Annotated in this window: 28 protein-coding genes; 11 read left to right on the top strand and 17 right to left on the bottom strand. The window is 58.0% G+C overall.

Going from position 1 to position 24,757, the window contains the following annotated elements:
* Positions 1 to 249: 249 nt before the first annotated feature.
* Positions 250 to 573 (top strand): DUF1236 domain-containing protein, encoded by a 324-nt coding sequence (locus HGP12_RS13010; protein WP_168879014.1) that lies wholly within the window; start codon positions 250 to 252, stop codon positions 571 to 573.
* Positions 574 to 783: 210 nt separating this feature from the next.
* Here HGP12_RS13010 and HGP12_RS13005 read toward each other — a convergent pair whose 3' ends face one another.
* A complete protein-coding gene (locus tag HGP12_RS13005; RefSeq protein WP_168879013.1) occupies positions 784 to 1,227 on the bottom strand; it encodes a hypothetical protein in 444 nt (147 codons plus the stop codon).
* A gap of 623 nt (positions 1,228 to 1,850) precedes the next feature.
* On the opposite strand from HGP12_RS13005, the gene HGP12_RS13000 reads away from it, so the two are divergent.
* On the top strand, positions 1,851 to 2,756 hold the full coding sequence (locus HGP12_RS13000) for a c-type cytochrome (RefSeq protein WP_168879012.1): 906 nt from the start codon (positions 1,851 to 1,853) through the stop codon (positions 2,754 to 2,756).
* A 5-nt stretch (positions 2,757 to 2,761) separates the two neighbouring features.
* On the opposite strand, the gene HGP12_RS12995 is transcribed toward HGP12_RS13000, so the two are convergent.
* From HGP12_RS12995 to HGP12_RS12965, 7 genes are all read right to left on the bottom strand, one after another.
* Complete coding sequence (locus tag HGP12_RS12995) at positions 2,762 to 3,091, bottom strand: c-type cytochrome (RefSeq protein WP_409527213.1); 330 nt, start codon at positions 3,089 to 3,091, stop codon at positions 2,762 to 2,764.
* 64 nt (positions 3,092 to 3,155) lie between these two features.
* A complete protein-coding gene (locus HGP12_RS12990) occupies positions 3,156 to 4,052 on the bottom strand; it encodes a cytochrome c oxidase assembly protein (RefSeq protein ID WP_168879131.1) in 897 nt (298 codons plus the stop codon).
* Entirely contained in the window at positions 4,040 to 4,351 is a 312-nt protein-coding gene (locus HGP12_RS12985; RefSeq protein WP_168879010.1) for a hypothetical protein, read from the bottom strand. Before HGP12_RS12985 ends, HGP12_RS12990 begins: the two co-directional genes overlap by 13 nt.
* Positions 4,348 to 4,950 carry a cytochrome c oxidase subunit 3 gene (locus HGP12_RS12980; RefSeq protein WP_168879009.1) on the bottom strand — a complete coding sequence of 201 codons (603 nt, stop codon included), beginning with the start codon at positions 4,948 to 4,950 and terminating at the stop codon, positions 4,348 to 4,350. The genes HGP12_RS12985 and HGP12_RS12980 overlap by 4 nt, the downstream gene beginning before the upstream one ends.
* Complete coding sequence (ctaD, locus tag HGP12_RS12975) at positions 4,947 to 6,860, bottom strand: cytochrome c oxidase subunit I (RefSeq protein WP_168879008.1); 1,914 nt, start codon at positions 6,858 to 6,860, stop codon at positions 4,947 to 4,949. The genes HGP12_RS12980 and ctaD overlap by 4 nt, the downstream gene beginning before the upstream one ends.
* Positions 6,857 to 7,855 (bottom strand): cytochrome c oxidase subunit II, encoded by a 999-nt coding sequence (gene coxB, locus HGP12_RS12970; protein WP_168879007.1) that lies wholly within the window; start codon positions 7,853 to 7,855, stop codon positions 6,857 to 6,859. Before coxB ends, ctaD begins: the two co-directional genes overlap by 4 nt.
* Complete coding sequence (locus HGP12_RS12965) at positions 7,852 to 8,457, bottom strand: c-type cytochrome (RefSeq protein ID WP_168879006.1); 606 nt, start codon at positions 8,455 to 8,457, stop codon at positions 7,852 to 7,854. Before HGP12_RS12965 ends, coxB begins: the two co-directional genes overlap by 4 nt.
* A 370-nt stretch (positions 8,458 to 8,827) precedes the next feature.
* On the opposite strand from HGP12_RS12965, the gene HGP12_RS12960 reads away from it, so the two are divergent.
* The 4 genes from HGP12_RS12960 to HGP12_RS12945 are packed head-to-tail and all read left to right on the top strand — an operon-like array spanning position 8,828 to position 11,109.
* Positions 8,828 to 9,217, top strand: coding sequence for a hypothetical protein (locus tag HGP12_RS12960; protein ID WP_168879005.1), 390 nt, complete (start codon positions 8,828 to 8,830; stop codon positions 9,215 to 9,217).
* Positions 9,214 to 10,431 carry an Nramp family divalent metal transporter gene (locus HGP12_RS12955; protein ID WP_168879004.1) on the top strand — a complete coding sequence of 406 codons (1,218 nt, stop codon included), beginning with the start codon at positions 9,214 to 9,216 and terminating at the stop codon, positions 10,429 to 10,431. Before HGP12_RS12960 ends, HGP12_RS12955 begins: the two co-directional genes overlap by 4 nt.
* Before the next feature lies 1 nt (position 10,432).
* Entirely contained in the window at positions 10,433 to 10,798 is a 366-nt protein-coding gene (locus tag HGP12_RS12950; protein ID WP_168879003.1) for a hypothetical protein, read from the top strand.
* Positions 10,795 to 11,109 carry a PRC-barrel domain containing protein gene (locus tag HGP12_RS12945; RefSeq protein WP_168879002.1) on the top strand — a complete coding sequence of 105 codons (315 nt, stop codon included), beginning with the start codon at positions 10,795 to 10,797 and terminating at the stop codon, positions 11,107 to 11,109. Before HGP12_RS12950 ends, HGP12_RS12945 begins: the two co-directional genes overlap by 4 nt.
* Positions 11,110 to 11,426: 317 nt before the next feature.
* Here HGP12_RS12945 and HGP12_RS12940 read toward each other — a convergent pair whose 3' ends face one another.
* The 8 genes from HGP12_RS12940 to HGP12_RS12905 form a co-directional block, all read right to left on the bottom strand.
* Complete coding sequence (locus HGP12_RS12940; RefSeq protein WP_168879001.1) at positions 11,427 to 12,302, bottom strand: shikimate dehydrogenase; 876 nt, start codon at positions 12,300 to 12,302, stop codon at positions 11,427 to 11,429.
* A gap of 139 nt (positions 12,303 to 12,441) precedes the next feature.
* Complete coding sequence (locus tag HGP12_RS12935; protein ID WP_168879000.1) at positions 12,442 to 13,113, bottom strand: TetR/AcrR family transcriptional regulator; 672 nt, start codon at positions 13,111 to 13,113, stop codon at positions 12,442 to 12,444.
* An 83-nt stretch (positions 13,114 to 13,196) separates the two neighbouring features.
* The gene (locus HGP12_RS12930) at positions 13,197 to 15,083 is read right to left on the bottom strand and encodes a bifunctional sugar phosphate isomerase/epimerase/4-hydroxyphenylpyruvate dioxygenase family protein (RefSeq protein ID WP_168878999.1); all 1,887 of its coding nucleotides are present in this window, start codon (positions 15,081 to 15,083) and stop codon (positions 13,197 to 13,199) included.
* Between the two features lie 83 nt (positions 15,084 to 15,166).
* Positions 15,167 to 16,507 carry an MFS transporter gene (locus HGP12_RS12925; RefSeq protein WP_168878998.1) on the bottom strand — a complete coding sequence of 447 codons (1,341 nt, stop codon included), beginning with the start codon at positions 16,505 to 16,507 and terminating at the stop codon, positions 15,167 to 15,169.
* A 515-nt stretch (positions 16,508 to 17,022) separates the two neighbouring features.
* Positions 17,023 to 17,265 carry a hypothetical protein gene (locus HGP12_RS12920; protein WP_246703355.1) on the bottom strand — a complete coding sequence of 81 codons (243 nt, stop codon included), beginning with the start codon at positions 17,263 to 17,265 and terminating at the stop codon, positions 17,023 to 17,025.
* 73 nt (positions 17,266 to 17,338) lie between these two features.
* A complete protein-coding gene (locus HGP12_RS12915; protein ID WP_168840649.1) occupies positions 17,339 to 17,911 on the bottom strand; it encodes a cysteine hydrolase family protein in 573 nt (190 codons plus the stop codon).
* Between the two features lie 97 nt (positions 17,912 to 18,008).
* Positions 18,009 to 18,428, bottom strand: coding sequence for a hypothetical protein (locus HGP12_RS12910; protein WP_168878835.1), 420 nt, complete (start codon positions 18,426 to 18,428; stop codon positions 18,009 to 18,011).
* A 172-nt stretch (positions 18,429 to 18,600) separates the two neighbouring features.
* On the bottom strand, positions 18,601 to 19,056 hold the full coding sequence (locus tag HGP12_RS12905; RefSeq protein WP_168840650.1) for a hypothetical protein: 456 nt from the start codon (positions 19,054 to 19,056) through the stop codon (positions 18,601 to 18,603).
* A 265-nt stretch (positions 19,057 to 19,321) separates the two neighbouring features.
* On the opposite strand from HGP12_RS12905, the gene HGP12_RS12900 reads away from it, so the two are divergent.
* The 3 genes from HGP12_RS12900 to HGP12_RS12890 all read left to right on the top strand — a co-directional run bounded on the left by HGP12_RS12900 (position 19,322) and on the right by HGP12_RS12890 (position 21,977).
* Complete coding sequence (locus HGP12_RS12900) at positions 19,322 to 19,633, top strand: PadR family transcriptional regulator (protein ID WP_168878997.1); 312 nt, start codon at positions 19,322 to 19,324, stop codon at positions 19,631 to 19,633.
* Positions 19,605 to 20,834 carry a chromate efflux transporter gene (gene chrA / locus HGP12_RS12895; protein ID WP_168878996.1) on the top strand — a complete coding sequence of 410 codons (1,230 nt, stop codon included), beginning with the start codon at positions 19,605 to 19,607 and terminating at the stop codon, positions 20,832 to 20,834. The genes HGP12_RS12900 and chrA overlap by 29 nt, the downstream gene beginning before the upstream one ends.
* A gap of 87 nt (positions 20,835 to 20,921) precedes the next feature.
* On the top strand, positions 20,922 to 21,977 hold the full coding sequence (locus tag HGP12_RS12890) for a DUF1176 domain-containing protein (protein WP_168878995.1): 1,056 nt from the start codon (positions 20,922 to 20,924) through the stop codon (positions 21,975 to 21,977).
* Between the two features lie 70 nt (positions 21,978 to 22,047).
* Here HGP12_RS12890 and HGP12_RS12885 read toward each other — a convergent pair whose 3' ends face one another.
* Positions 22,048 to 22,935 carry a LysR family transcriptional regulator gene (locus HGP12_RS12885; RefSeq protein WP_168878994.1) on the bottom strand — a complete coding sequence of 296 codons (888 nt, stop codon included), beginning with the start codon at positions 22,933 to 22,935 and terminating at the stop codon, positions 22,048 to 22,050.
* Between the two features lie 140 nt (positions 22,936 to 23,075).
* Here HGP12_RS12885 and HGP12_RS12880 point away from each other — a divergent pair, with 140 nt between their 5' ends.
* Complete coding sequence (locus HGP12_RS12880) at positions 23,076 to 24,275, top strand: MFS transporter (protein ID WP_409527212.1); 1,200 nt, start codon at positions 23,076 to 23,078, stop codon at positions 24,273 to 24,275.
* Between the two features lies 1 nt (position 24,276).
* Entirely contained in the window at positions 24,277 to 24,744 is a 468-nt protein-coding gene (locus HGP12_RS12875; protein WP_168840655.1) for a cyclophilin-like fold protein, read from the top strand.
* The last annotated feature ends 13 nt before the right edge of the window (positions 24,745 to 24,757 follow it).

The raw sequence follows: 24,757 nt of genomic DNA, 5'->3' as shown, positions 1-24,757 counted from the left end.
CTGGGCGGCTGCGTAGCCGCGCAAAAAATGGCATTGGCCAGGTCTTCGTTCGCCAGCTGCACCATATAAATGGCGCTTCAATTTTCTCGTCCTTGACCTCAACGCCTCCCGCCGTCATCGGGAAATTCTGCGGACCGATCATCCAAACCGCGGGTGAGTCGACGGATCAGGGCAGGACCTTACCCATCTGTTCAGGAACATCCGCAGTTCACGACAGTTGGGTATTTCAGTGGATCAATGGAGGTCGTTATGAAAAGATTCCTCGCTACTGTGAGTGCGGCACTCTTCGCTTCTGGAACAGCTTTTGCCCAAAGCACTGTTGTTGTAACTCCGGACAGTTCCGATGCCAACGGGTCAACCGTCGTTATTCCTGGAGACGTTACGACGTATGTGACAGGACAACAAGTTCCCTCGGCAACTTACGAAGGTGACGTCGTAGTCGGTAGCGAATTGCCTAGTTCCGTCGAGGTATATCCTGTTCCCAGCAACAATGACTATGCCTATGCCGTCGTCAATAAGAAACGTGTTATCGTGAACCCGCATACTCATAAGGTCATCGAAATCGTCAAATGATCGATTGATGTGTGCACGGTCGCTGCGGCCGCCTTCAAGGCCCGTCGGCACCCAGCTTATTGTTTGCCGGCGAGCAGAAACGGCGCCGTGCTTGAAAGGGCTATGACGATAGCCGTCTGATCCTGCGCCGGCTGCGACGCCAGCGCTTTCGGCATGATTGCATCTCTGCCGCGCGCCTTCCTCTCATCAGCCGCCATGAAGTGCGGGCTTTTAGCGCCGGAACATGTCGCGCACCCTAGCGAAAATGCTCGGTCGATCGCCTGCGGCAATCAACGCACGGACATTCTTGGCCGCCGCCGAGGCATTAACCGTTGCTCCGAAGTGACAATAGCAGACAAGCCGATGCAACTGATTGTGACTCAGCCCGAAGAACTGCCTGATTTCGCCATAGCTGTCGCCCGCCAGCCCGGCTGCGCGTAGAACGGGGTCAGCAAACGCCACCGACAACGGTGAATTGTCGGCGCGCATGATCGCACGTTCCTTGGCCGACTGATATTCCGTTTCATGTAAAGTTGAGAGTGCCTGATCTTCGCAGCGTTCGAGGAGCTGCGCCCAACGCTCGAGGCGATCTCGACGGGCCACGGGCAGCGGATATGGATACTCAAGATTGACCTTGGCGACGCTCCGAATTTCTTGAAGGGCATGGTGCTTCATCGATGGTTCCTTTCAAATGACAGCTGTCATTCGCAGCATTCTTAGTTTGCTTCGGCGCCGCTAAATTGCGGCAACTGTTCGACTAATTGCTTTTCGACGTGACAAGCTCTTGAAGTTCGGAAAGATACATGTTCCTGAAACTTCTGAGGTGCATTGTGGCAATCCTTTCACCCGATCTGATCAAAGATCGAGGTGCTGGCATGCCCTAACCGCAGTCATGATCAAATGTTCCGATCAAACTCCGGAACCTTCCAAAATCGTTTCATCATCGCGCACCCCAACTCGGTGGGATCTTCGCGCAGAGACCCCGCGCCGGCCGTCCACCAATGCGTCAAGCCGAACGTATCGTCGATCGCATGTTCCTTGTCGTGGCTTGCGAAACTGCCTGCCTCTGCCGCGCCATTCCCACACCTGCCCTGCAGCTGGCACCTTCATAAGGAACTTCCTGGGATCACCATCTAGGCATGTACTTTTGTCGCCGATGCGGGTGGCATTGAACGCCGACCTTGAGCGTCGATCGCAAGCAATCTCGAATACGTGCCTTTCAAACGGAACGGATAACGTGATCGTCGGTTCTATGAGAGCGATATTATTTAAGCTCCACCGGATCGGTCGATGGAACCATGCGCATTCTGATCTGGCTGTGCCCGGCGGCCATCTTGGCCGCCTTTGTGATCTGGTTCGTGACGGGACCAGTCATGCCTTTTGCAGCAGGTGATCCGCGCCTGCGAGATAATGGCGATCCGGCTCAGGGCCAGCTTGTCTTTGCCGCCGGCGACTGCGCGTCCTGCCATGCCATCCCCGGTCAGAAGGATCGTCTGAAATTGGGGGGCGGCCTTGCGCTGGCATCGCCCTTCGGCATGTTTCGCGCCCCCAATATTTCATCCGATTCCATCGATGGCATCGGAACCTGGAGCACGGTCGACCTCGCCAACGCCTTGATCGGCGGAGTTTCACCACAAGATCGGCATTACTATCCAGCGTTTCCCTATGCGAGCTATACTGGCATGCGGCTCGACGACGTTAGAAATTTACGAGCCTATCTGAAGACATTGGCTCCGGTGTCCGGCCGCCCACCCGAGCATGATCTGTTTTTGTTGTTCCGCATGCGTCGCCTGTTGGGGTTCTGGAAATTGCTATTCTTCCGTGAAGGCCAAACGCGGGCACCCGTCACCACCGATCCCATCCTGGCTCGCGGCGGCTATCTGGTCGAGACCGTGGGTCACTGTGCGGAATGCCACTCGTCACGCAATATCTTCGGCGCCATCAAGCCCGAAACACGATTTGCCGGCGGTATCGATCCCGAAGGCACGGGTTTTGCCCCGAACATCACGTCGAGCCGAATTGGACACTGGTCCGAAGCCGACATCGCGGAAATGTTAAAGAGCGGCAACACGCCTGACAATGGCCGCGTCGGGTCGTCCATGGCCGACGTCGTCACCAATATGGCCATGCTGCCGCAGAGCGATCGCGCCGCAATCGCGCGCTACATCAAGACGCTGCCGGCTCGTCCAACGCCACATCCTTGAGCGGATTAATGTGTGTAGAGATAAGCGGCCAGATCGCGTGCCTCGGCCTCCGAAATTCCGGTTTTGGGCATGGCGGAGTTGGGCGAGAGATCCTGCGGCGACACGATCCAATGTACGAGATTGTCACCCGTGTTGTTGACGACGCCGGCAATGTAGACCCGGTTTTGAAGACCAGACAAAGCGCCGCCAACCTGCCCATCTGCGCCGGCGATTCCGGGGATTTGATGGCAGCCAGTGCAACCATATCGTCGAAAGATAGCCGGTGCGCGCGAGGGATCGCCGCCTTGGGTGAGCACCCGCGCAACCTTCAGGCGCTGTCGCGAATCCTTTGCCATGTTTGCGCCGATCAGGGCGCAGAGCAAGGCAATGGCTGCCGCACCCAGCCAAAGGCCGCGGTATCTATAAAGGGCAGATGTGCTGGCCATCGTCCACTCCCCTACTGGCTCTCGCTATCCATAGCGCCACCATTGCAAGCGCCGCTCCGGCGTAAATCGTTCCGGCCGGAATCCACATGACCATCCCGGCGAGTTGCTGATCCTCCAGTGGCGTGAGTCCCCAAATCCCAGCAGCATGGGTCTGTTCGAGGTACAGGACGCGGGGAGCAAGGGCTATCAGCGCTCCGAGCGCTCCGGTGTGAAGCATGGTCAGCAAAAGATGCCACGCCGCGACGCCATGATTGCTGCGCCAGAAGATCGACCACCAGAACAGAATTGCGGTGGCAAAAAAACTCAAATGCTGCACACGATGCAGCGTGATATCGCTGACTGCGGCGTCGAACAGAACCGGTGCGTGCCAGGCCCATATGGCGACGGCATGCAGCAAGGTGGCATTGGTTCCTCCGCTCAGCCAGCGCCAGACGATCCGCATAGAGCCTTTTCTCATCGCGCGCCCCGCCCGGCGTCTCAGCCGATCCGGCAGGCCCCACAAGAACAGGCCGGCAGGCTGGGCGATGACGATCAAGGGAGCGGAAATCGCCATGATGATTTCGTGCTCGATCATATGAAACGTAAAAAGCTGCTCTGCGAGCCAGTGCAGCGGGGAGAGCAGCGCGGCGGCGAGCGTCAGCCAGCCGACCCAATAAAAAAATGCGCGCTTCGCCACCACGGGTCGGCTCGTCTGGGCGCGCCGCGACAGTCTCCGTAAACCTCGTCCGTAAAGAAAGCCGGCGATCACCAACGGCGTTAGAATCCAAGGGTCGATCGCCCAAACAGAAGGAAAGAAATGCACTTCCGCACCATGCGCAACGGCCTCCCGCCCCGTCATCAGCAAAACCATGAAAGCGCCTAATGTTCGCATGCGTCCAAGAGCCACGCGGCTCCTCCCTGCAGAAAAAGTGCAAAGGCGAAGACAAGCCCAATCAGGATGCTGAGATGGCGGATGAACTGCCCTGTTCGGGCCGCCGGCGGCGTCAAACCGGCTTGGGGCGCCAACGCGCTGGCAAGCGCGAGTGGGACAGCCAAGACCGACGTCAGAAGCGTCCAATGCGTATGGCGGCTGCAATCGACATAAGGCAGGATCTGACTGAGCTGGGTGTCGATGGCCCATATAGAAGGAGCAAGGATCAATCCGCCATATTTCGCCGCTGTGGTCATCATAGGCGTGGTACCCAGTAAATGCATGCATACAAGGGAATCCAAGCGACAACGACAAAGTTCCAGTACATTGCGTTATCTTCGACATCGCCGAACCGGCGCGGATTATCGGCGTGTTTGGAAAACATAAGGCACGCCAATACCAGCGTATCAATAAGATCCGTGATGATGTGGGTCGTATGGAGGCCCAACATCGTCCATATGACCGAGCCATAGGCATTGTCGTCCCAGCGTACGTGGAGCGCGGTGAATTCAAAGGCGCGAAGGACCAGCGGCGCTGCGCCGAGCAGCGACATGACGACGAGCCCAAGCCGAACCTTGGGCAGGTCTTTTTGCCGTGCCCAACGAGAAAGAAGAATATTCGGGGTGACACTTGCAAACATTATTGCCGTGAGAGAGGTGCCCGGGATGAGACCGGGCGCCGGGGCGTTGATGGGCCATTGCGGGGCGATGCTCATCAGATAAAAATACACCGCGATCGTCAATGCGAAACCCGACCCTTCGATGAGCATGAAGCCGCAGGTTCCCCACCAGGTCAGGCTCGCCGTCCCCGTCCCATGGGGCGGCAGCTTCGAGACGTCGAGCGCGACACGCTGTTTCATGATTCATCCTCCGGCGTCTGCTTCGGCCAGAACCAACCGGTCAGAGTGATGCCGATCGGAATCGATCCCCATATGACAGCCCATGGCGAGAAGATCGACCAGATCAGCATCACGGTGGTGGCAAGAGCTGCCAGGAGCGGCCAGATCGAATTACGCGGCGACGATTCACGGGCTTCAGCTTGTGCCTCGACGACGCTGCTGACGATCAATTCTCGTCGATCGGTACGCAGCCCGGCCGCGACTGCGAGCTCGCCCGGCTGCGCCCACAATGGATCACGTGCGCCGACCACCGGAATGCGGCGGAAGTTGAAACATGGCGGTGGTGACGGCGTCGCCCATTCGAGCGTCGAGGCATTCCATGGGTTCTCGCCAGCAATCCGTCCCGATCGCGCACTGCGAATGACGTCGATGAAGAAGACGAGGAATCCCAGCGAAAGAACCACAGCGCTCAGGCTGACGAACATGTTCATGCCTGCCCAGGGCATTTCCGGCTGATAGGTGTAGATGCGCCGCGGCATGCCCTCGAGGCCTAGAATATGCATCGGAAAGAAGGTCAGGTTGAAGGCGCCAAAGATTAGCCCAAACGCCCAGCGGCCGAGTGTCTCGCTCATCATGCGACCGGTCATCTTGGGAAACCAGTAATAGATGGCGCCGAGCAACGGGAAGACGGCGCCGCCGACCAGCACATAATGGAAATGCGCTACGACGAAATAGGTATCATGCACCTGAGTGTCGAATGGCACCGACGCGACCATCACGCCCGTCAGTCCACCGATAACAAAAGTCACAATGAAGCCGAGCACAAAGAGCATCGGGGTTTTGAGCACAGGTTGCCCGCCCCATAGCGTCGCCAGCCAGCAAAATATCTGAACGCCTGCGGGAATGGCGATCGCCATGCTGGAGGCCGTAAAGAAGCTCTCACCGAGCTTCGGCAGACCGACGACAAACATGTGGTGAACCCAGAGACCAAAAGCCAGGACCCCTGTCGCGATCAGTGCCATGACAAGCGGAAGGTAGCCGAAGGCGGGACGGCGGGAGAAGGTCGCAACAATCGTCGACACCATGCCGACGGCTGGCAGAAAGATGATATAGACCTCGGGATGCCCGAAGAACCAGAACAGGTGCTGCCACAGCAGCGCATCACCGCCCTCTGCTGGATTGTAGAAATGCGTTCCGACAAGTCGGTCGAGAATGAGGGACGAACTGGCGAGCATGATCGCCGGCATGGCCATGATGACGAGGAAGGCGGTGACCACCATCGACCAAACGAACAGTGGAATGCGGTCCAGTGACATGCCGGGCGCACGCTGCTTGAAGACAGTGACGACAATTTCCACGGCAACTGCCAGTGCCGAAACTTCGGTGAAGGTTATCATCTGCGCCCAGATGTCGGCGCGCTTGCCGGCACCATATTGCGGTCCGGACAGCGGCACGTAAGCAAACCATCCAACGTCGGGTGCGGTATCCAGGGCAAACGACACCCACAACAGCAAGCCGCCAGCTAGAAAGATCCAATAGGAAAAGGCGTTCAGCCGCGGAAAGGCGATATTGCGGGTACCAACCATGAGCGGAACGAGATAGACGGCCATCGCTTCCATGACCGGTACCGCAAACAGGAACATCATGTTCGTGCCGTGCATCGTGAAAATCTGGTTGTAGCGATCCGGACCGATGAAACGCGCTTCCGGTCGCGCCAGCTGCAGCCGCATCGCAAGCGCCAGCAGGCCGCCCATGGCAAGAAAGATGAAGGCGGTGGCGATGTAACGGCGTCCAATGATCTTGTGATCGACGGTGGTAAGGGCGCCCCAGATGCCATCGGGCGTCATCCAGGTCTGTGCGAGCCGCCGGTCGAGATCTTCGTCGCCGAACATCAGATCTGTCGGTTTGGTTGGTTTGCCATCCTTCGTCATTTGAGGCTTTCCATGTAGGCTGAAAGCTGCCGTAGTTCGCCGCTGGAAAGTGGAACCAAGGGCATGTTATTTCCGGGTTTCAACGTCTGGGGATCAGCGATCCATGCGGCAAGCGAGCCGCGCGTATTGTCGAGAAGGCCCGCCGCGATCGTCTGGCGACCGCCGATATGGGTCAAATCCGGCCCCGTCGTGCCCGATGCTTCGGTCCCGCGTATGGTATGGCATGCGATGCAGGGCTTGCGCATAAAAAGAGCCTTTCCGGCGGTCGATTCCGGGTCGGTCGGCGATATGCCATCGCTGCGCTGAGAGGCAGCCCAGCGCTGATAATCCGCCATGTCCTCGGCAATGACGAACAGCGCCATGTGACTATGCTGAAGTCCGCAGAATTCTGCGCATTGACCGCGATAGACGCCTGGGCGATCGGCGCGAATGGTCATGGTGTTTTTCCGGCCGGGAATAAGGTCGCGTTTACCGGCGAGGCTCGGCACCCAGAAGGAATGAATGACATCGGAGCTTTCGAGTTCGATGCGAATATCCACGCCGACGGGAATGTGCATCTCGTTGGCCGTCTGGAACGCCTTGGACGGATCGGCATCGTCGTAAAGGAATTGCCACCACCATTGCTGGCCACGGACTTTGATTGTGAGACCGGGATTCTGGGCGACGCCAAGGCCTCGCCCTGCATAGAAGCTCGCAATAGTCAGCCCGGCGATGATGAGCAAGGACGCCGCCACTGCGGCCGTCACCAGCCTGCCCATCCGCCGCTCACTCTGGGAGCTTGGCCTTTCTCGCGGCGTCCGGGCTCGCAGCAATGCCAGGACTAGGACGATCACCACCAGCGTCCATACGGCACAGCAGATGACCACGATACCGATGATGAGATGCTTGAGCTGGATGGCCGACGCCCCCTCGGCATTCAGGACCGACTGAGCACCGTTGCAACCTGCAGTCAGGATGACCGACAGCAAAAGGGAAACGGCGGCGGCCGTTTTCAAGGTGATGGCCCCTGCGCGGCGTGCGTTCCGGCAGGGCCTTCTTCGAACAGGATCGCCGCCGGCGCCCGGTTTTCCGCAGGCCGCGTATGCTTATCGTCATTGCGGCTCGGTGCGGTGCTTTTCGCCTTATAGGCACCGATCGTCTGGACGTAGCCCGCCAGCTGCCAGATCTCGTCGACCGTCATTTTGTCGCGAAAAGCCGGCATTCCATGGGGGCGGCCGTCACGGATGGAAGCTGCGATTGAGACCATTTCCGGGCCGTAGAACCACCAGCCGTCCATGAAGGAGGGACCGGTCCCGCCACGCCCGTCACCGTGACATGCCGGGCAGCCGAACCAGGAATAGAGACGTTTGCCTTGACTGAGATCGTAGGCGGTTTCCTCATAGGGTTTGCCCAGAGCAAAGTAGATTTCCGGAGGAGTGCCGCTGATACCGTTCGGCATCAGCCGCAGCTCGTCCAAGGCGGCACCTACCGGAGGGTCAGTGCGATATTGCCGTCCTTCGCGCATACTGCCAATGAGGGCGGCCGCACCGACGCCCACCAGAAGGGTACCGATGCAGAATGTGCGATCAAGGAATTCTCGGCTAACCTCCCATGACATGTTTGATGTTCCAACCTTCTGCGGGCACTAGCCGGCGGGCCACGGACCGGAACGCCGTTCTTGTGATGATGAACATCCGCAACTCCTACAAAGAACCAACGACAGGCATTTCTGTTCCCACCGCTTGCGTCCGTGACCAACACATCCGCCGGCGAACAAATGTCGGAAAAAGCGCCTTATAGAATTGCCGCGATCCTTCTTCACGGACTGGCCCCTTTTGCCTGTCAACGTTCATTCCATCGTCCCGCGGAAGCCGAGAAGCATGTGACAATCGTCCTCGGGATCGGATGAGCCTCTGCTACATTGGAACTCGCGCGCCTCTATTTGATTATATGAGGAATATCGAGCTCAGCGGCATTCCACGAGGACCATGGCCGTGAAATTCTTCATCATCGCTCTCATGCTTGTCCCCATCACTTCTTGCTCGGATGCGCAGCAAGAAACCGAACGCCGAATTCGTGCGCTTCTTTCCTGGAGCGCAACGGCGGACATGGTGCTGGACGCGCGGGCGAAAATGCTGGTGCCGAACAGTTTTGCCGCGTTAACCATGGAGCGATGCGGCAAAGAGATCGGCAGTCTGTCGAAAGAGCTTCCGACATCCCCCCAGGATCTGGCTGACGTGACCGGTCGATTGTTGAAAACCATCGGTGCGGCGCACGACGATATCGTCAAGGGCCGGACAGATACTGTTTCGCAGCATCTCGGCGATTTGCGGAGCATCGAAGCCGAAATAAAAGGCTACTCCGGAGCAGCGCAATGAAAAAACTGCTGCAGATATCGCTTGGCGTCATCACGAGTATCGGCGGCTTTCTTGAAACGGGAAATATCGCGACTTCCAGTCAGGCAGGGGCAGCCTACGGATACGCCCCCCTCTGGGCCATCGTGCTCGGCACGACCTGCGTGATCTTCCTCGTCGAGATGTCGGGGCGCTTTGCAATCGCAAGCCACTACACCATCGTTGATGGAATTCGAGACCGCTTCGGCTCCAACATTTTTCTTCTGACGGTAAGCATAGCATTTATCGTCAATCTTCTTGTTCTTGCGGCCGAGATCGGCGGTATATCGCTAGCGCTGCAATTCCTGACCGGCGTGAAATTCCAGTGGTGGTCATTGCCGGTGACATTCGCCGTCTGGCTGCTGCTGTGGCGAGGAACGTTTGGCCTCATCGAGAACGGCATATCGTCTCTGGGGCTTTTGGCACTCTCCTTCGTCGTGGCCGTGTTCGTCATGGGTCCGCCATGGAGCGAGGTCGTGAAAGGGATGGTGCCGACGGTGCCCAGCGAGGATCCGCTGCATTACAGTTTTATCGTCGTCGGAATCTTGGGCGCAGTCATCTCTCCCTATCTCTTCTACTTCTATTCTTCGGGCGCGATCGAAGACGAGTGGGACAAGAGCTTCTTCGGTGCCAATCGCGCGATCGCAATCATCGGCATGAGTTTCGGCGCGATCATCACCGCCGCCATCATGGTGCTGGCCGCGATGATCTATCCCCCCAAAGGGATCGGAGACATCGAAGGGTATGAGCAGATTGCCATGATCCTCACACCCGCCTTCGGAAAATGGGGGCTTTATCTCTTCGCAACGTCACTCGGGATAACCTGCCTGGGCGCAGCTCTCGAAGTAAGCCTGGCGCAAGCCTATCTGGTCGCGCAGGGCTTCGGATGGAACTGGTCGGAAAACACGAAACCGAAAGACAATCCCGCCTTCTGCCTTGTCTATACCGCTTCGCTTCTCATCGCCGTGATCCCGATCGCCGCCGGCATAGATCCTTTAAAGCTCACCATCTTTTCGATGGCACTCACCGCGCTTAGTCTGCCGTTCGGCGTCGTTCCCTTCCTCATCCTGATGAATGACCCAGCCTATGTGGGCGAACACCGGAATGGCTGGATCGGCAACGCCGCCGTCATCTTTATCGTCGCGATGGCTTTCGTGCTCTCGATTATGACCACGCCACTGGAAATCCTGGGAGGCTGACATGCATCTTGTCCGTGATGTTCTCGATAAGCAGATCGTTGATCGCCGGAAGGCTCGGATCGGAAAAGTCGACGGTATCGTACTTGCGGCCGAAGATGGCGGCCGGCTCAAGATCGCCTTCATCGAAATCGGCACCTTGACGCTGGTGCGAAGACTGAGCCTGAGCCTGTATCGCCGGATGCTCGCCTTTTCCCGGCGAGCGCAAGGAGGTAACGGCTGGCGTCCCTATCGAATCCCATGGTCGAAGATCACCGACGTAGACGTTGATATCAAAGCTGATGTCGACGGCAGCGAGACGCCGCTGGAATGGGCACAGGAATGGCTGAGACAACATGTCTTCCGGCACATTCCGGGAGGGCGATCTTGACGGAACTTCAGTTGGAACTCCTGATCGGAACGCAGGTTCACGACGTGAATGATCAGCCGGTCGGACGGCTGGAGGAGATCAAGGCGGAAGCTGCCGAAGACGATTTCGTCATTGTCGAATATCACCTTGGAGCTCTCGGCCTGCTGGAAAGATTGTCGGCAACGGCAATCGGCCACTTTATGCTGCGCCCCTTCGGTTTCAGGGAGCGGTCGAGCGGGCACATCGTGCCGTGGAACAAGCTCGATGTGACGGATCCTACTCACCTAAAACTCAAATGCACCATCGCCGAACTCGACGCGAGACCTCGATGAGTATCCGCGGAAGCATCCACGCACCGAGCCAGGTTCACCGCTGCAGGTTCGCTCGATGTTTTTTTCAGATGAGGTAGAGATTACCTGCGCTGGAAGATCGGGCGAGGTCGCCCGATTGTCGAAACTCTTTGCAGTCGGCTCAAACTCGGCATCGTCAAATCACTCCCTGCGGACCCGGGTCGCCCACCGAAGGCGGCGAAGCACTTTTGGGTCCTGGGCAAACCGCCAGGCGTCTGGCTCGCCAGCCGTGAACCACTGATATTACCAGGCTCGCAATTGCGGAACGGCGGTATCGGAAGGCACGAGACCATCCGTCGTCAGATCATGGAGCGCAACGAATCGAAGTGGTGCATCATACGCTCCGCCGTCGGGCGGATGCCGGTGAACAGCTCGAAAGCCTTCACCGCCTGGAACACCGCCATCCCGCCGCCATCGAGAACACGGCATCCCTTTTTCTTTGCCAGCGTCACCAATTCGGTTTCGATCGGGAAATAGACGATCTCGGCGACCCAGAGGCGATCCGACAGAAGTTGCGCGTTGAGCGGCAGCCCCGGATGAGCGGCCATGCCGGTCGGCGTTGCGTGAACCAAGCCATCAGCCGCATCCAGGGCCGTGGCCAGATCACGACCAACCGAGAAAGTGCAAGCGCCGTGAGCCGGTTGAAGCTGATCGACGAGTGCCTTTGAACGCAAGGGGTCCAGATCGAATATCTCGATCGAACGTGCACCCATTTCAGCCAGCGCATGGGCAACGGCAACGCCGGCGCCGCCCGCGCCCAGCTGCACGACATGATCGAGCGAAACACCCGCCAATCCACGCCGAAAGCTTTCGGCAAATCCCCACCAATCGGTATTATGTCCGATCCTGCGACCTCGTTGGAAAACGACTGTATTGATGGACCGCAGCGTCTGCGCGTCGGCCGACAGCTCGTCCATCAAGGCAACGGCCGACTGCTTACAGGGATGGGTGATGTTGAGACCAGCAAAGCCCTGCGCCTGGGCCTCATTGACAAGATCAGGAAGGGCCGATACGGAAAGGCCCCGGACGTCGAGGTCGATGAGATCGTAACGATAGGAGAGGCCGCAATGCTCGCCTTCGCGCATGTGCAGGGCCGGCGTTAGCGAACGGCCTATGCCGGCGCCGATCAATCCAACATGAAGCTGGCGCGGAATAATCGCGGCTTGAGTGTTCAATTTTTTCCTCCCGAGCAGCAAATCAAAGCCATGCCACAGGCTTGTCTGCAAAATGTACGAACTAGTACGTAAAGTCAATAAGAGGCATGCTTTCTCGCTCCGGGAAATCCCCAGCCGCAAATCAACGGCTTTATGCGCGTCAGGCTAATTCGGAGGAAGAATGTCTCAGAAAGGCAAGAATGGCGTCGACGATCAAGGACTTGTGCCGCTTCTTCAGCTCCTCCGAAGTGAGATCCCGCTCGAAGATCGCCCCAAAGGTGTGGCGATTGGAAACGCGAAAGAAGCACTGGGCGCTGATCATCATGTGCAGATCGACCGGGTCCACGCGACGCAAGAAACTGCCATCGGCATAGCCCCGTTCGAGGATGTCCGTGATGATATCGATGATTGCGATGTTCATCTGCGACAGGACGACGGAACGCTTCATATGCTCGGCACGATGGATGTTTTCGATACTGACAAGGCGCACGAAATCCGGATTCTGATCATCATGATCGAAGGTGCTCGAGATCAGTTGAGCCATCGCCTGAACCGGCGGCATGTTTTCGAGATCGAGCTCGCTCTCAAGTGTGCGGATCTTCGTATAGGCTTGCTCGAGAACGGCGAGATAGAGCCCTTCCTTGCTGCCGAAATAATAATAGATCATGCGCTTGGATGTCTTGGTGCGCTCGGCGATCTCGTCGACGCGCGCACCGGAAAAACCGGCTGCGACAAACTCCTCGGTGGCGATCTTCAGAATATTTCCCTTGGTCGCGTCTGGATCGTTCTTTCGCGTCAGACGCTCGATCTTGGCCGCTTGCGCTTTCGTCATGCCCTGCCCGTCTTCCTGGGTCTGTCCCTTCCCATCATTGACGATCAAAGCTTTAACACAGGCTTTACGCGAATGGGGAGAGCCTAAAGTTTCGGCAGACCAATCGGCCGCAGGTGACGCCTCAGCGCGGCTATGCGAAAGATGGCATTCGCCGCGCCATATCCACGATAGCCGCTGCGCTGAACAATCTCGAAGAAGAAGCCTTCGCCATAGGTCGGGCTGTAGAGCTGGAAATATTCACCGTGATCGTCGCGATCGTAGAGGATATTGTGCGCCTTCAGCCGATCGGTGAAAACCGGATCCAAGCCGAGCCTCGCCTCCAGATCGTCGTAATAGTTGGGCGAGATCATCAAGGTGGCAAAGCCGTTTTCCGACAGGGCTGCCGCTGCCGCGAAGATGTTATCGGTCGCAAAAGCTAGATGCTGAATGCCGGAACCGAATGTCTCGGCGATAAAGTGCCCGGCCAAGGTGTTGCGATTTTCCGCACCGTTCAGCGTGATGCGCAAGCTGCCCGGCTCGTTTTCGACGACCTGGCTGCGAACGACCCCGGCAGGATCGATAATATCGACCATCGGCGTCTTATGCGCATTCAATATCGCCGTATAAAACAGCTGCCAGGTCAGCAGTTCCTCATATTTCGTCGTTTGCGCAACATGATCGATACCGGTCAGGCCAACCGGCTGCAGATTGGTGTCGTCATTGACCGGATCGAATTCGATCTCCCATATGCGCGCGAGGGCGCTCCTGCGGTCGAGAAAGTACAGGATGCCGCCGCCAACGCCCCTGACAGCAGGCATTTCGATCTCGCCGGGATCCAATGGCTGCTCGAAACGTTCGGCGCCGAGCGCCACGGCCCGCGCCATCGCGGCCTGAGCATCATCCACCCACAATCCCATCGCATAGGCCGACTGCCCATGCAAAGCATAGGAGGCGCCGGCAAATCCATCCGGATCGGTATTGACGACCAGATTGATATCGCCTTGCCGGAAGACATCGACACGCTTGGTCTTGTGACGCCCGACATGTCGAAAGCCCAACGCGTGCAGCCGATCGGAAAGAACGGGCGCCTCTGCTTCTTCGACGGTGAATTCGATGAATGCAATGCCGTCCACGTCGGCACGCGCCGGCATGGGCGGCAGGGTGAGGCTGCTGCTTTCCGCGCGGCGAACCTGATCACCGAGATAGATGAGCGAACGTCGGCCATCCACGGCAATGGCGGTCGGCGAACCGCCACGAAACTGGTCGTTGAAAATCTCTAGCGACAGGTAGCCATCGTAACCGGTCGCGGCGACGGCCTTCATGAATTCGAGCACCGGAAGATCGCCCTCCCCCGGCATGTTGCGGAAGTGGCGGCTCCAGTAGAGAAGATCCATGTCGATCAGCGGCGCATCGGCAAGCTGGATGATGAAGATCTTCTCTTTCGGGATTGACCGGATCGAATTGACATCGATCTTGCGCGAAAGCGTATGGAAGCTGTCGAGAATGAGGCCGATATTCGGATGGTCGGCCCGACGAACGATTTCCCAGGCGTCGCGGTGATCATGAATGTGCCGCCCCCAGGCAAGAGCCTCATATCCAACCCGCAGGCCGCGCTTGGCCGCCCTCTCGCCGAGTTCGAAGAAATCGGCTGCGGCGCGGTCGATCCCGCCCAGCGCCACGGACGAAACGTTGGAACAGACGAGAACGAGATCGGTCCCCATCTCCTGCATCAGGTCAAACTTGCGTTCGGCGCGATCGAAGGTCCGGCTGCGCAAGGGTTTAGGCATGCCCTCGAAGTCCCGGAAGGGCTGAAAAAGCGTGATTTCCAGCCCATGATCCCGAACCATTCGACCGACCTGGCGCGGCGATTCATCGAAGGCGAGGAAATCGTTCTCGAAGATTTCGACGCCATCGAAGCCGGCCTTGGCGATAGCCTGGAGTTTTTCCTTGAGGTCACCGCTAATCGAAACGGTCGCGATCGAGGTTTTCATTGTTTCATCCCATTCACTTGGCGATTTTCAACAAATTCATCCGCGATCGCGATGTCATCGCTACCCAGAATAAAGACTGGTCGCTAGACCATCCGGTCGGCGTGATGGACCGAGGCCGCGAAGCGTCGTCCGTCCTTGCCGAGTTGATTGACCGGCGTTCGGTAAGTCTCGGTTGCGGTTGCTGCGGAGACGGCGGCAATCAAGGCTGTGATCGAGGTGAACACGGCAACCGGCACCCATCCCATCGGCCCGGTGCCCATGATGGCGGCGCTGATCGTGGGCGCGAAACCGCCGAGGGCAAAGCCGATCTGGGTACCGACGGCCATGCCGGACAGACGCACGCGCGTGTCGAACATTTCCGCATAAAGTGCCGGCCAGATGCCGTTGGAAGCGCTGTAGACCACGCCCGAGAGCAGGATGCCAAGGACGAAGGCGAGCATGAGATTGTTCTGGCTGATTGCCCAGATGTAGGGCCAGATCAGCACCGCGCAGCCGACGGCGCCGAAGATGAATACGGGCTTGCGACCAATACGATCCGCGAGAGTGGCCCATGCCGGGATCGCGCCCAATGCGACGATATTGGCAAACACCAGAACCGTCAGCATCGTCGAGCGATCGATATGCATGGTATTGACCGCATAGGACAGCGTAAAGACGCTGAAGATGGTGCTGACGACCGAAATCAATGCAGCAAAGATGATGCGCAGGACATCGGCCCAATAGTTGGTGAGAAGCGAGACGAGCGGCACTTTCACGACTTCGCCCTTCTTTGTTTCCTCCAGGAAGGCGGGCGTTTCAGCGAGCGTTCGGCGGACCCAGAATCCGACGATGACCACTGCGAAGCTCAAAAAGAAGGGCACGCGCCAACCCCAAGACATCAATGCGGCCTCTTCGAGCTTTCCAAGCGGGATGAAGACCAACGTTGCAAGGATCAGCCCTGCCTGCGTTCCGCTCAGCGTGAAGCTGGTAAAGAAGGCCCGCCGGTTTTCAGGGGCGTGCTCAAGCGTCATGGAACTGGCGCCGGCCTGTTCGCCGGCGGCCGAAATGCCTTGCAGCAAGCGCGCCAGAACCAGAAGTATCGGAGCAAGGATGCCAGCCTGATTGTAGGTTGGTAGGCAACCGATGATGAAGGTCGAAAAACCCATAAGGAGCAGCGTGAACGTCAGCACCTTCTTGCGACCGAACTTGTCGCCGACGTGGCCGAGGACCACCGCACCCAACGGCCGCATGATGTAGGCAACGCCAAAGGTTGCAAACGAGGCGATGGCCGCCGTTTGCGGGTCTTCCGCTGAAAAGAAGATTTTTGGAAAAATCAGCGCTGCCGCTGTTCCATAGACGAAGAAATCATAGTACTCGACCGCGCTTCCGAGCCAGCTCGCAAGTGCCGCCCGCCTGGGCGTCTTGTGTTCAACCTGTGTTGTCATTGTCGCTCCTCCCCGAAGCATTCCGATATCGAAAGAGTGCTGCGCCCAATGCATGCGGTGCTACCCGCACTCGGGCCGCAGGACATTTAAGGTCATCCTGACGGTCATCGGTACTGCCAACGCAGCACGCCTCACTCCTCCAACCAATAATGTACGAACTAGTTCGTTTTGTAAAGCTCCGTCGTTTTGCCGGTGCCACAATGGCTTGCGGCGACGCATTGCGCCGGCTGAGCGTTAACCCGCATCATCCCTTGCTGAGCGTCGTCGAAGTCTAGGATGCGTGCGATGATGGCTCTGTACCGGTGATTTGATCCAGATTTGCGATCAGCCGAGTGTAGGCGAGCGCAGCCCTTCGCGGCCATCGTGAGAATTATGTGGCTACTTCGCCCGTCTTCTCAGCTGCGGTGTTCACCCGATCAAACCGTGCCGCTCGCGCTGCAGAACAGCAAGATCGCGCCCTTCGACATTGAGGACACGTAAAGTGCCTCGCAGAACCATGGGGGTAATTGCCAGGATTAGTGAATGGCGGCGGACGTGGGCGCGTTGAACTTTGTCGGCCAGATGCCGATGTAGGTTCCGATCAACATCACGGCAATGTCCTCTGTCGTGTGATACCCATCGTGAAAGAATTCGAGAGCTGCACCGACGAGGGCGCGCGAAGCCTCGTCATCTGGCGGCACTTCATAGAAGTGATACCATTGCAACACAGCTTCCGCGAGCATCTGGCAATCGCTTCCCGTAGGGGCGCGGCGGGACATGGCAGATCTCCTCCGATCTTATCCAGGCGGATGTAGCGGACCATCGCAGCAATTCAAGGAAGTCGGCCTTCCATCATCGGGCGGACAGGAACTGTTCGACCGTCATGATTTCAGATTGAACGGAGAACCGTCTTTCGAGGAGCGTGAGCGCGGCCTCGTGCGCATCGTCATCGCCACTGCAGACAGCGTCTTTCAAGACGATGATCCCATATCCGAGGTCGATTGCGCCGAGTGCCGCCGCCAGGACGCAAACATCCGTCTCACCTCCACTGATCACCAGGGTATCGATGCGTTCGTGAACAAGATTGCGATGAAGGCGACCATCGGTCCAAGGGGAATACGTGCGCTTGTCAAAAATGCGAGCCGGCGGAACGAAGCGCGGAAGCGGGTCGACGAGCAGTATCAAATCGTGCGGAAGCCGACTGGCTGTCATCATCTCCCATTTTTCATAGTAATCCCGCCATTTCCCCGGCATGACGCCGGGACGCGATGGCGGAACGAAGCGCGTAAAGATCGTGCGCTCGGGAAATCGCTCCGTCACCTCGGTTACCTGGTCCAAAGTGCGCGCCATCCAGGGCACATGCCATGGCGTCTCTTCAAAGAACATGCGTTGCATATCGATACAAAGATGCAGCCAGGTCCTCATGCAAATACCGCTTCAACGATTTGCGGCGAATTTGTCGCTCGACACTTGTCGGCGACAACGCCAACAGCTCTGGCGTTGAAAGTTACCGGCAAGCGTCTCAACGCGTAAGCCCGTAAGCAAATCCTATTGCCATGGCAGCCAGGATGGAAGCGATCGGCTTTTCACGAATTCGCTGGGCAATTCCAGACGCACTGAGATCGATTTTTGATTCCATTACAGTACTGGATCGGTCTTCCTGCCGTGCGGCCCTATAGAGCGCGTTCACCCTATGCTTTTCTTTGGCAGTGTCATCTGCTTGCGTGCTTCCGCCTTCAAGCAGGTACTCTGATTTTCCTTCTGCGCTATCGTCAAGGGCAAGACCGCCGAGGGTAGCCGTATGCGTCGCCGAAGCCGGATCTGAGGCTGGAAAAGTATCTTCAAGCGCTTTGTCAAGTTCGCTTGCCGACTGGGCTCGTTGCTGCCGCTTTTGTTCTTTTCGTAAGGATTGAACTGCTGGTGACTCATTTCGCTCGGGCATTTTTCGCTCCGTTAACAAAGATCAGATCGCAAGACGTTGTCCAGTCAACACTTGCCGCGGCCGTATGGAAACTCCTCTGAAAGCAACGGCGATTTGAAAGATTTGTTCCAACGCCTTGAGTGCATCACTCGATCTGCTCCGGGCATCAAAGGCTCGCCATTAGGCTGGACGATTAGCGGTCGATTTGCGTGGGAAGGATCGTGTCGACCGAGACCTCGCCCTCCAATATGCCCCGCTTCAGGTCGGTTCGACCGCGGGCGATCTCGATGACGGTGTAAAGCTTATCATCTCGAAACGCGCTTGCATTACTGGTCGTTACATCTTCGGCGGGGGCCGCGTCGACTTCCATAAAATCAAGCTCTTTGCCCGCCGCCACGATGCGCGCGTCGCCCGCAGTTCTGGCTGCCACAACGACCGTGCCCTGATTGGGGGCATTGCCCCAACGCGGATCTTCCGGAGCGGCGATGGGTTCCAAGCGATAAATATTCAACATCTCGTCACCATCGGCTGCTGCTGAGAGGACAGCCGCATCCTGCATTTGGGCTTTGCTCTCGACGGATCGTCCGAACCTTGTGCGGCTGGTTGCATTGTTGATATCGTCGCTTCCCGTTCTCGAAACATTCGACATGATATCCTCCTATCTCTGTTTTCTCCGTCCTCCGCTTGACCCTAACTGCCCTGCAACCGACTTGGTTCCTGGTTTTCATGGCTGTGGTTGCCAGGAAAAGCAAGGGAAGCCTCCGGGGCGGGCCTGCAGCGGTCGGAATCAGATCGCCTAAGTCGGCTTACGATTTCCATCGCTTGATCTGCCGAGCGTTGCCTAGTTGATGGGATCAAATTACTATCGATTTCCGATATCGAAATTCGAGCGCGAGATTGTTTTATGGTGGGAAATGGAACACCAGGATCTTCTTTCCGGCTTCATCCGGCTTCATGTCCTCTTCCATGCAGCCAAAGCCGACCTGCATGGGCTCTGGATGATCGAGGAGCTAGCGCATCACGGCTACAAGGTCAGTGCCGGCACACTCTATCCGATGCTTCATTCGATGGAGAAGAAAGGCTATCTTATCTCACGCACCGAGCGCGTCGGGCGCACCCATCGCAGGGTTTACAACGCGACTCCCTATGGCAAGGAAGCTTTGGAAATAGCGCGAGAGAAAGCCAAGGAGCTGTTTCGTGAAGTCGTCGACGGCAGCACTCCCTGACACCGTCACCGACCGCCCGCAAGGAACGCCCGGTGAAGTCTTCCTGACCTTCCTGAAACTTGGCCTGACCTCATTTGGCGGTCCGATCGCCCATCTCGGCTATTTCCGCAATGAGCTTGTCACGCGCAGAAACTGGATCAACGAAGAGGGCTATGCCGATCTGGTGACGCTGTGCCAGTTTTTGCCAGGTCCCGCATCCAGCCAAGTTGGATTTGCCCTCGGCCTGTTGCGTGGGGGTTTTCGAGGCGCTGTTGCAGCCTGGGCCGGCTTTACGCTGCCTTCCGCGCTACTTTTGGTCGCTTTTGCCATGGCGGCCACGGCCTTCGGCGGCCCGGTCGGAAATGGCCTCCTGCATGGTCTAAAGATTGTTGCCGTCGCGGTCGTCGCGCAAGCGGTCTGGGGCATGGCACGCAACTTGGCGCCCGACAAGGAGCGAGCGAGCATTGCGCTCGCAGCTGTTTTGATCGTCGTTTTTGTCTCGAGCGCATTCGGTCAGATCGTGGCGATCATGGCGGGAGCGCTCATGGGAATGCTCTTTTGTCGTGGCGAGATATCATCCGATTCCCACCATTTTTCTTTTGGGGTCCCGAGATGGATCGGTGTTTCGTGCCTGTTGATATTTTTCGGTCTCCTGGGCCTGCTGCCGCTGGCCGTCAACATTATCGGGTCCCAGGGAATATCCCTGTTTGATGCCTTCTATCGCTCGGGTGCGCTTGTCTTCGGGGGTGGACATGTCGTGCTGCCGCTCCTGAAGGCGGAGGCGGTCAACACCGGCTGGGTCAACGCGGACACATTCCTGGCGGGTTATGGTGCGGCCCAGGCTGTGCCGGGTCCGCTGTTTACCTTCGCCGCCTATCTCGGCACGGTGATGGGCCCTTCCCCAAACGGTGTCGCCGGGGCTGCGATTGCGCTCGTCGGCATATTCTTGCCAGGTCTCCTGCTCTTGATCGGCACGCTGCCGTTCTGGGACGATTTCCGTCGACATTCCCTAGCACAGGCCGCCTTGCGCGGCGCAAGTGCCGCGGTCGTCGGGATTCTTGGGGCGGCGCTTTATGATCCGGTTTGGACCAGCGCTATTCTAAGGTCTTATGATTTTGCGCTGGCGTTGATCGGCTTTGTGCTGCTCGCCGCCTGGCGCGCGCCGCCGTGGGTAGTGGTGCTCATGATGGGCGCGGGAGGCATTGGCCTCTCTTTCATTTGAGATGTGTGGCCATCGCCGCGTACCCTTGGCAATGGCCGGAATGCTTATTTCGCCACTGCATTCTGGGCGACTGATGAGGAAATCTGCATGAAGAATTTCCATAAGCGCGTCATGGCAATCCTGCTCTCAAGCCTCGCCCCGGGCGGCGCAGCAATCGCGGCGGAATCCTCGTATGATCAGTATAAATCCTGGCTGATTGCGTGCGACAACGGTTTGACCTGCGAAGCTAAAGGTTTCACGAACGGCATCATAAGCATCCCAGACTTGCGCTTTCATCGCGCCGCTGGTCCCGATGCGGTCACGGAGGTGACAATCAGCGTTCCATTTCCAGTCGAACTTAACGAATTTCGCGCCGATGGTACACTTTTGCATTTTGGCTCGGCCTGGCAGCTCAGCCGCGACGAAAATCTCACAATAATCTCGACCAAAAGCCCGGAGGCGGTCGTGGAACTGCTTTCCGCTTTGCGCAACGCCACCGAATTGCAGGTCGGAGACGCTAAAGCCGTCATTCCGCTTGACGGCATGGTCGCCGCGCTGTTGCATATGGATGATCGTCAAGGCCGCCTCGGCAATGTTACCGCCCTGATCAAGAAGGGAGCCGCTCCTGCTTCGAACGTCGCGGCCGCGCCTGCCTTGCCCATCCTCGCTCGCCGAAAGATTGATATCGCCTTGTCGGATGCGGAGAAACAACGCCTTATCATGCTGGCCAAGGGTTCCGGCAAGGCCCTGTTTGAGGTGGAAGAATGCCAGGCCGACGCTTCGAAGGGAGGCCTTGACGAGGAAGCTTACCCCCTCGACGCAGATCATGCCCTTGTATTCATTCCCTGCATCATGGGCGCGTACCAAGGATCGTCGCTAGTCTTCATCATGCCGCGGAACGGAAATGGTTCCGCTGTCCCATTTCGGCCCAGACTTCCTCTCGGCGGTGACGGAACCGAAATGAAAATACTGACGGAACCGGGCTTCGATACGAATACGGGATCATTACAGATGGCAGGCAGGGGGCGCGCAGTCGGCGATTGTGGGCTCGCCGCCGAATGGGTATGGGATGGCATGCAGTTTCAACTGGCGGCGGTTTCCTATCAAAGGAACTGCGGCGGCAGCCAACTCGGAGATTGGCCGACGCTGTTTCGGACGAGCTGAAGGGCAATACCCATCGCTCCAATGGCTTCGATCTTTATTCGCCCGCGACGGCCTTCGTACAGCGCCACCCCTACTGCCTGAGGGCATCAATCACGATCCTGAATGCGGGCGAATTCTGCCGCCGGCTCGCATAGCAGAGATAGTAGCCGGGGAAGACCGGAGACCAATCGTCCAGAACCTGAACCAAACGTCCCGATGCAATAGACGCTTGAACGAGATCTTCCGGCAGGTAGGCGATACCGTATCCATTCAGGGCTGCGTCGATCATTGCGTAAGAAGTGTTGAAAGTCAGCTGTCCGTTGACGCGCACGCGCAATTCCCTGCCGCCTTTCTCGAACTCCCAAGCATAGAGGCCACCCGATCGTTCCTGTCGATGATTGATGCAGATATGGGTGACAAGCTCCTCCGGATGGCTCGGAACATTATGCACGGAAAGGTATTCAGGAGATGCGACGGCGACGAGGCGCCAGTCGGGGCCGATCCTGACGGCGATCATGTCCTTGTCCAGGCTTTCGCCAAGCCGGACGCCTGCATCGAACCTTTCCTCCACGATGTTTCGAAAACCGTTATCGATGTTCAGCTCCAGCTTCACGTCCGGATATTCCTTCAAGATAGGACGCAGCTTCGGCCAGACGACGCTGTTGAGAGCATGGTCCGAGAGCGTCATGCGCACGGTGCCGGAAGGCTTATCCCGAAATACCATGAGTTCGTCTATTTCGGTCTCGATCTCCGCAAGTCGCGGTGCAAGCGACCGGATAAGCCGCTCTCCCACGTCCGTGGGCACGACGCTGCGAGTTGTGCGCGTCAAAAGGCGAAGTCCCATGCGGGCCTCCAGGCGCTTGACCGCATGGCTGATCGAGGACTGAGACGTACCGAGTTTCGCCGCGGCCTTCGTAAAGCTCCGTTCCTCCGCGACCGCCAGGAACCATAGCATCTCGTTCAGGTCTTCGCGCTTCATCTCTCATCTCCGACTCGATCATCGATTGATGTCAAAGATCGATAAGTCCAAGCGAATTGCAATGGCTAATCATGGAAATGCGCAACGTCTATCTTGCGGTCATGACACAGCAATCACTCGCACGACCATTGGACGGCGACATCGCCGACCCGCACGACAGCACCCGATCCGTAGCGACGGCAGCCCAGGAAAAGCGCCCCTGGGGCGCCGTGCTGTCGATGGCTCTTTGCGTCGCCGTTCTCATCGCCTCCGAATTCCTGCCGGTCAGCCTGCTTACGCCGATCGCCGGCGATCTCGGCGTGACAGAGGGCCAGACGGGACAGGCCATATCGATCTCGGGCGTCTTCGCGGTGCTGACGAGCCTCTTCATTTCAAATATCACGCGCGGCATGGACCGCCGGCTCGTGGTCATATGCTTCTCCGCCGTCCTCATCCTGTCGGGTATTATCGTAACGCTGGCGCCCAATTATGCCGTTCTCATGGTTGGTCGCGCCCTGCTTGGCGTGGCGATCGGGGGCTTCTGGTCGATGTCGACGGCGATTGTCATGCGTCTCGTGCCCGAGGAATCGGTGCCGAGGGGCCTGGCCATGCTCAACGCCGGAAATGCCGTTGCGGCCACGATTTCAGCTCCGCTGGGCAGCCTGCTGGGTAATTATATAGGCTGGCGCGGCACCTTCTTCGCGGTCGTGCCGCTGGCATTGCTTGCTCTAGTCTGGCAATGGATCAGCCTCCCACCCCTCCCCTCGCGGGAGAAGGAGAAGCCGCCGAACGTGTTTCGTCTACTCGCACGGCCACAGGTCGCTCTTGGCATGGCCTCGGTCATGATGCTCTTCATGGGCCAGTTCGCGCTGTTCACCTATCTGCGACCGTTTATGGAGACCGTCACCGATGTCTCCATCTCCACGCTGTCGCTCCTTCTCCTGCTCATGGGGCTTTCAGGGGTGGCCGGCACGTATGCGGTCAGCCATTTGCTGCGCATACGGCTGTTCAGCATCCTCGCCGCGATCCCTTTCGTGATGGCAATCATTGCAACGGGGCTCGTCCTGTTCGGGACATCGCCCTCCGTTACTGCGGTGCTTCTGATGGGCTGGGGCTTCTTCGGCACTGCAGCTCCGGTCGGGTGGGGCACCTGGCTTAGCAGATACATGGCGAATGACGCGGAAGCCGGGGGCGGCCTCCAGGTCGCGACGATCCAGCTTGCCATCACCATCGGCGCGTCGGCCGGAGGCGCTCTCTTCGATGCCGCGGGCTGGTGGGTCACGTTTGCCTTTGCAGCAGCGCTGCTTCTTACGTCGTCATTGTTTGCCATCGTTGCATGGCGTTCGGCAACCAGGATTTGACATGAGGGCTGGATCATTCTCTCGCCGATCGGTTCTCGCTGGTGCAATCGCAACCATCATTCGTCCCGGCATTACCAACGCACAGAACGGCAGCGATCCGGCAAGTCAGGAGACAAATGGCATGAAGGTACGTTTCACATTCAACGATCAGCACATGATCGCGAGCCTTTATGACAATCCATCGGCGGCGGATTTCGCATCCATGCTGCCGCTCGAGTTGACGATCGACAACTATGCGAACAACGAGAAGGTCGCCTATCTGCCGCGAAAACTGACCCCGGCCGGAAGCGGCCCCTTCGGAAATGAACGGGCGGGAGATCTCTGCTATTTCGCTCCCTGGGGCAATCTTGCGCTGTTTTATGGCGGCTATCGATATTCGGCCGGACTGATCCGGCTGGGCCGGTTTGAGGCTGGTTTCGAACCTCTGCTCGTCCGTGGCGAATTTCCACTGCGGATGGAACGGACCTGACGAACGACAAGAC

The sequence above is a fragment of the Rhizobium sp. P28RR-XV genome (genome assembly GCF_012641385.1).
In the GTDB taxonomy this organism is placed as follows: domain Bacteria; phylum Pseudomonadota; class Alphaproteobacteria; order Rhizobiales; family Rhizobiaceae; genus Rhizobium.
The sequence above is the reverse complement of the archived record's forward strand: the minus strand, read 5'-3'. Positions and strand labels throughout refer to the sequence as shown.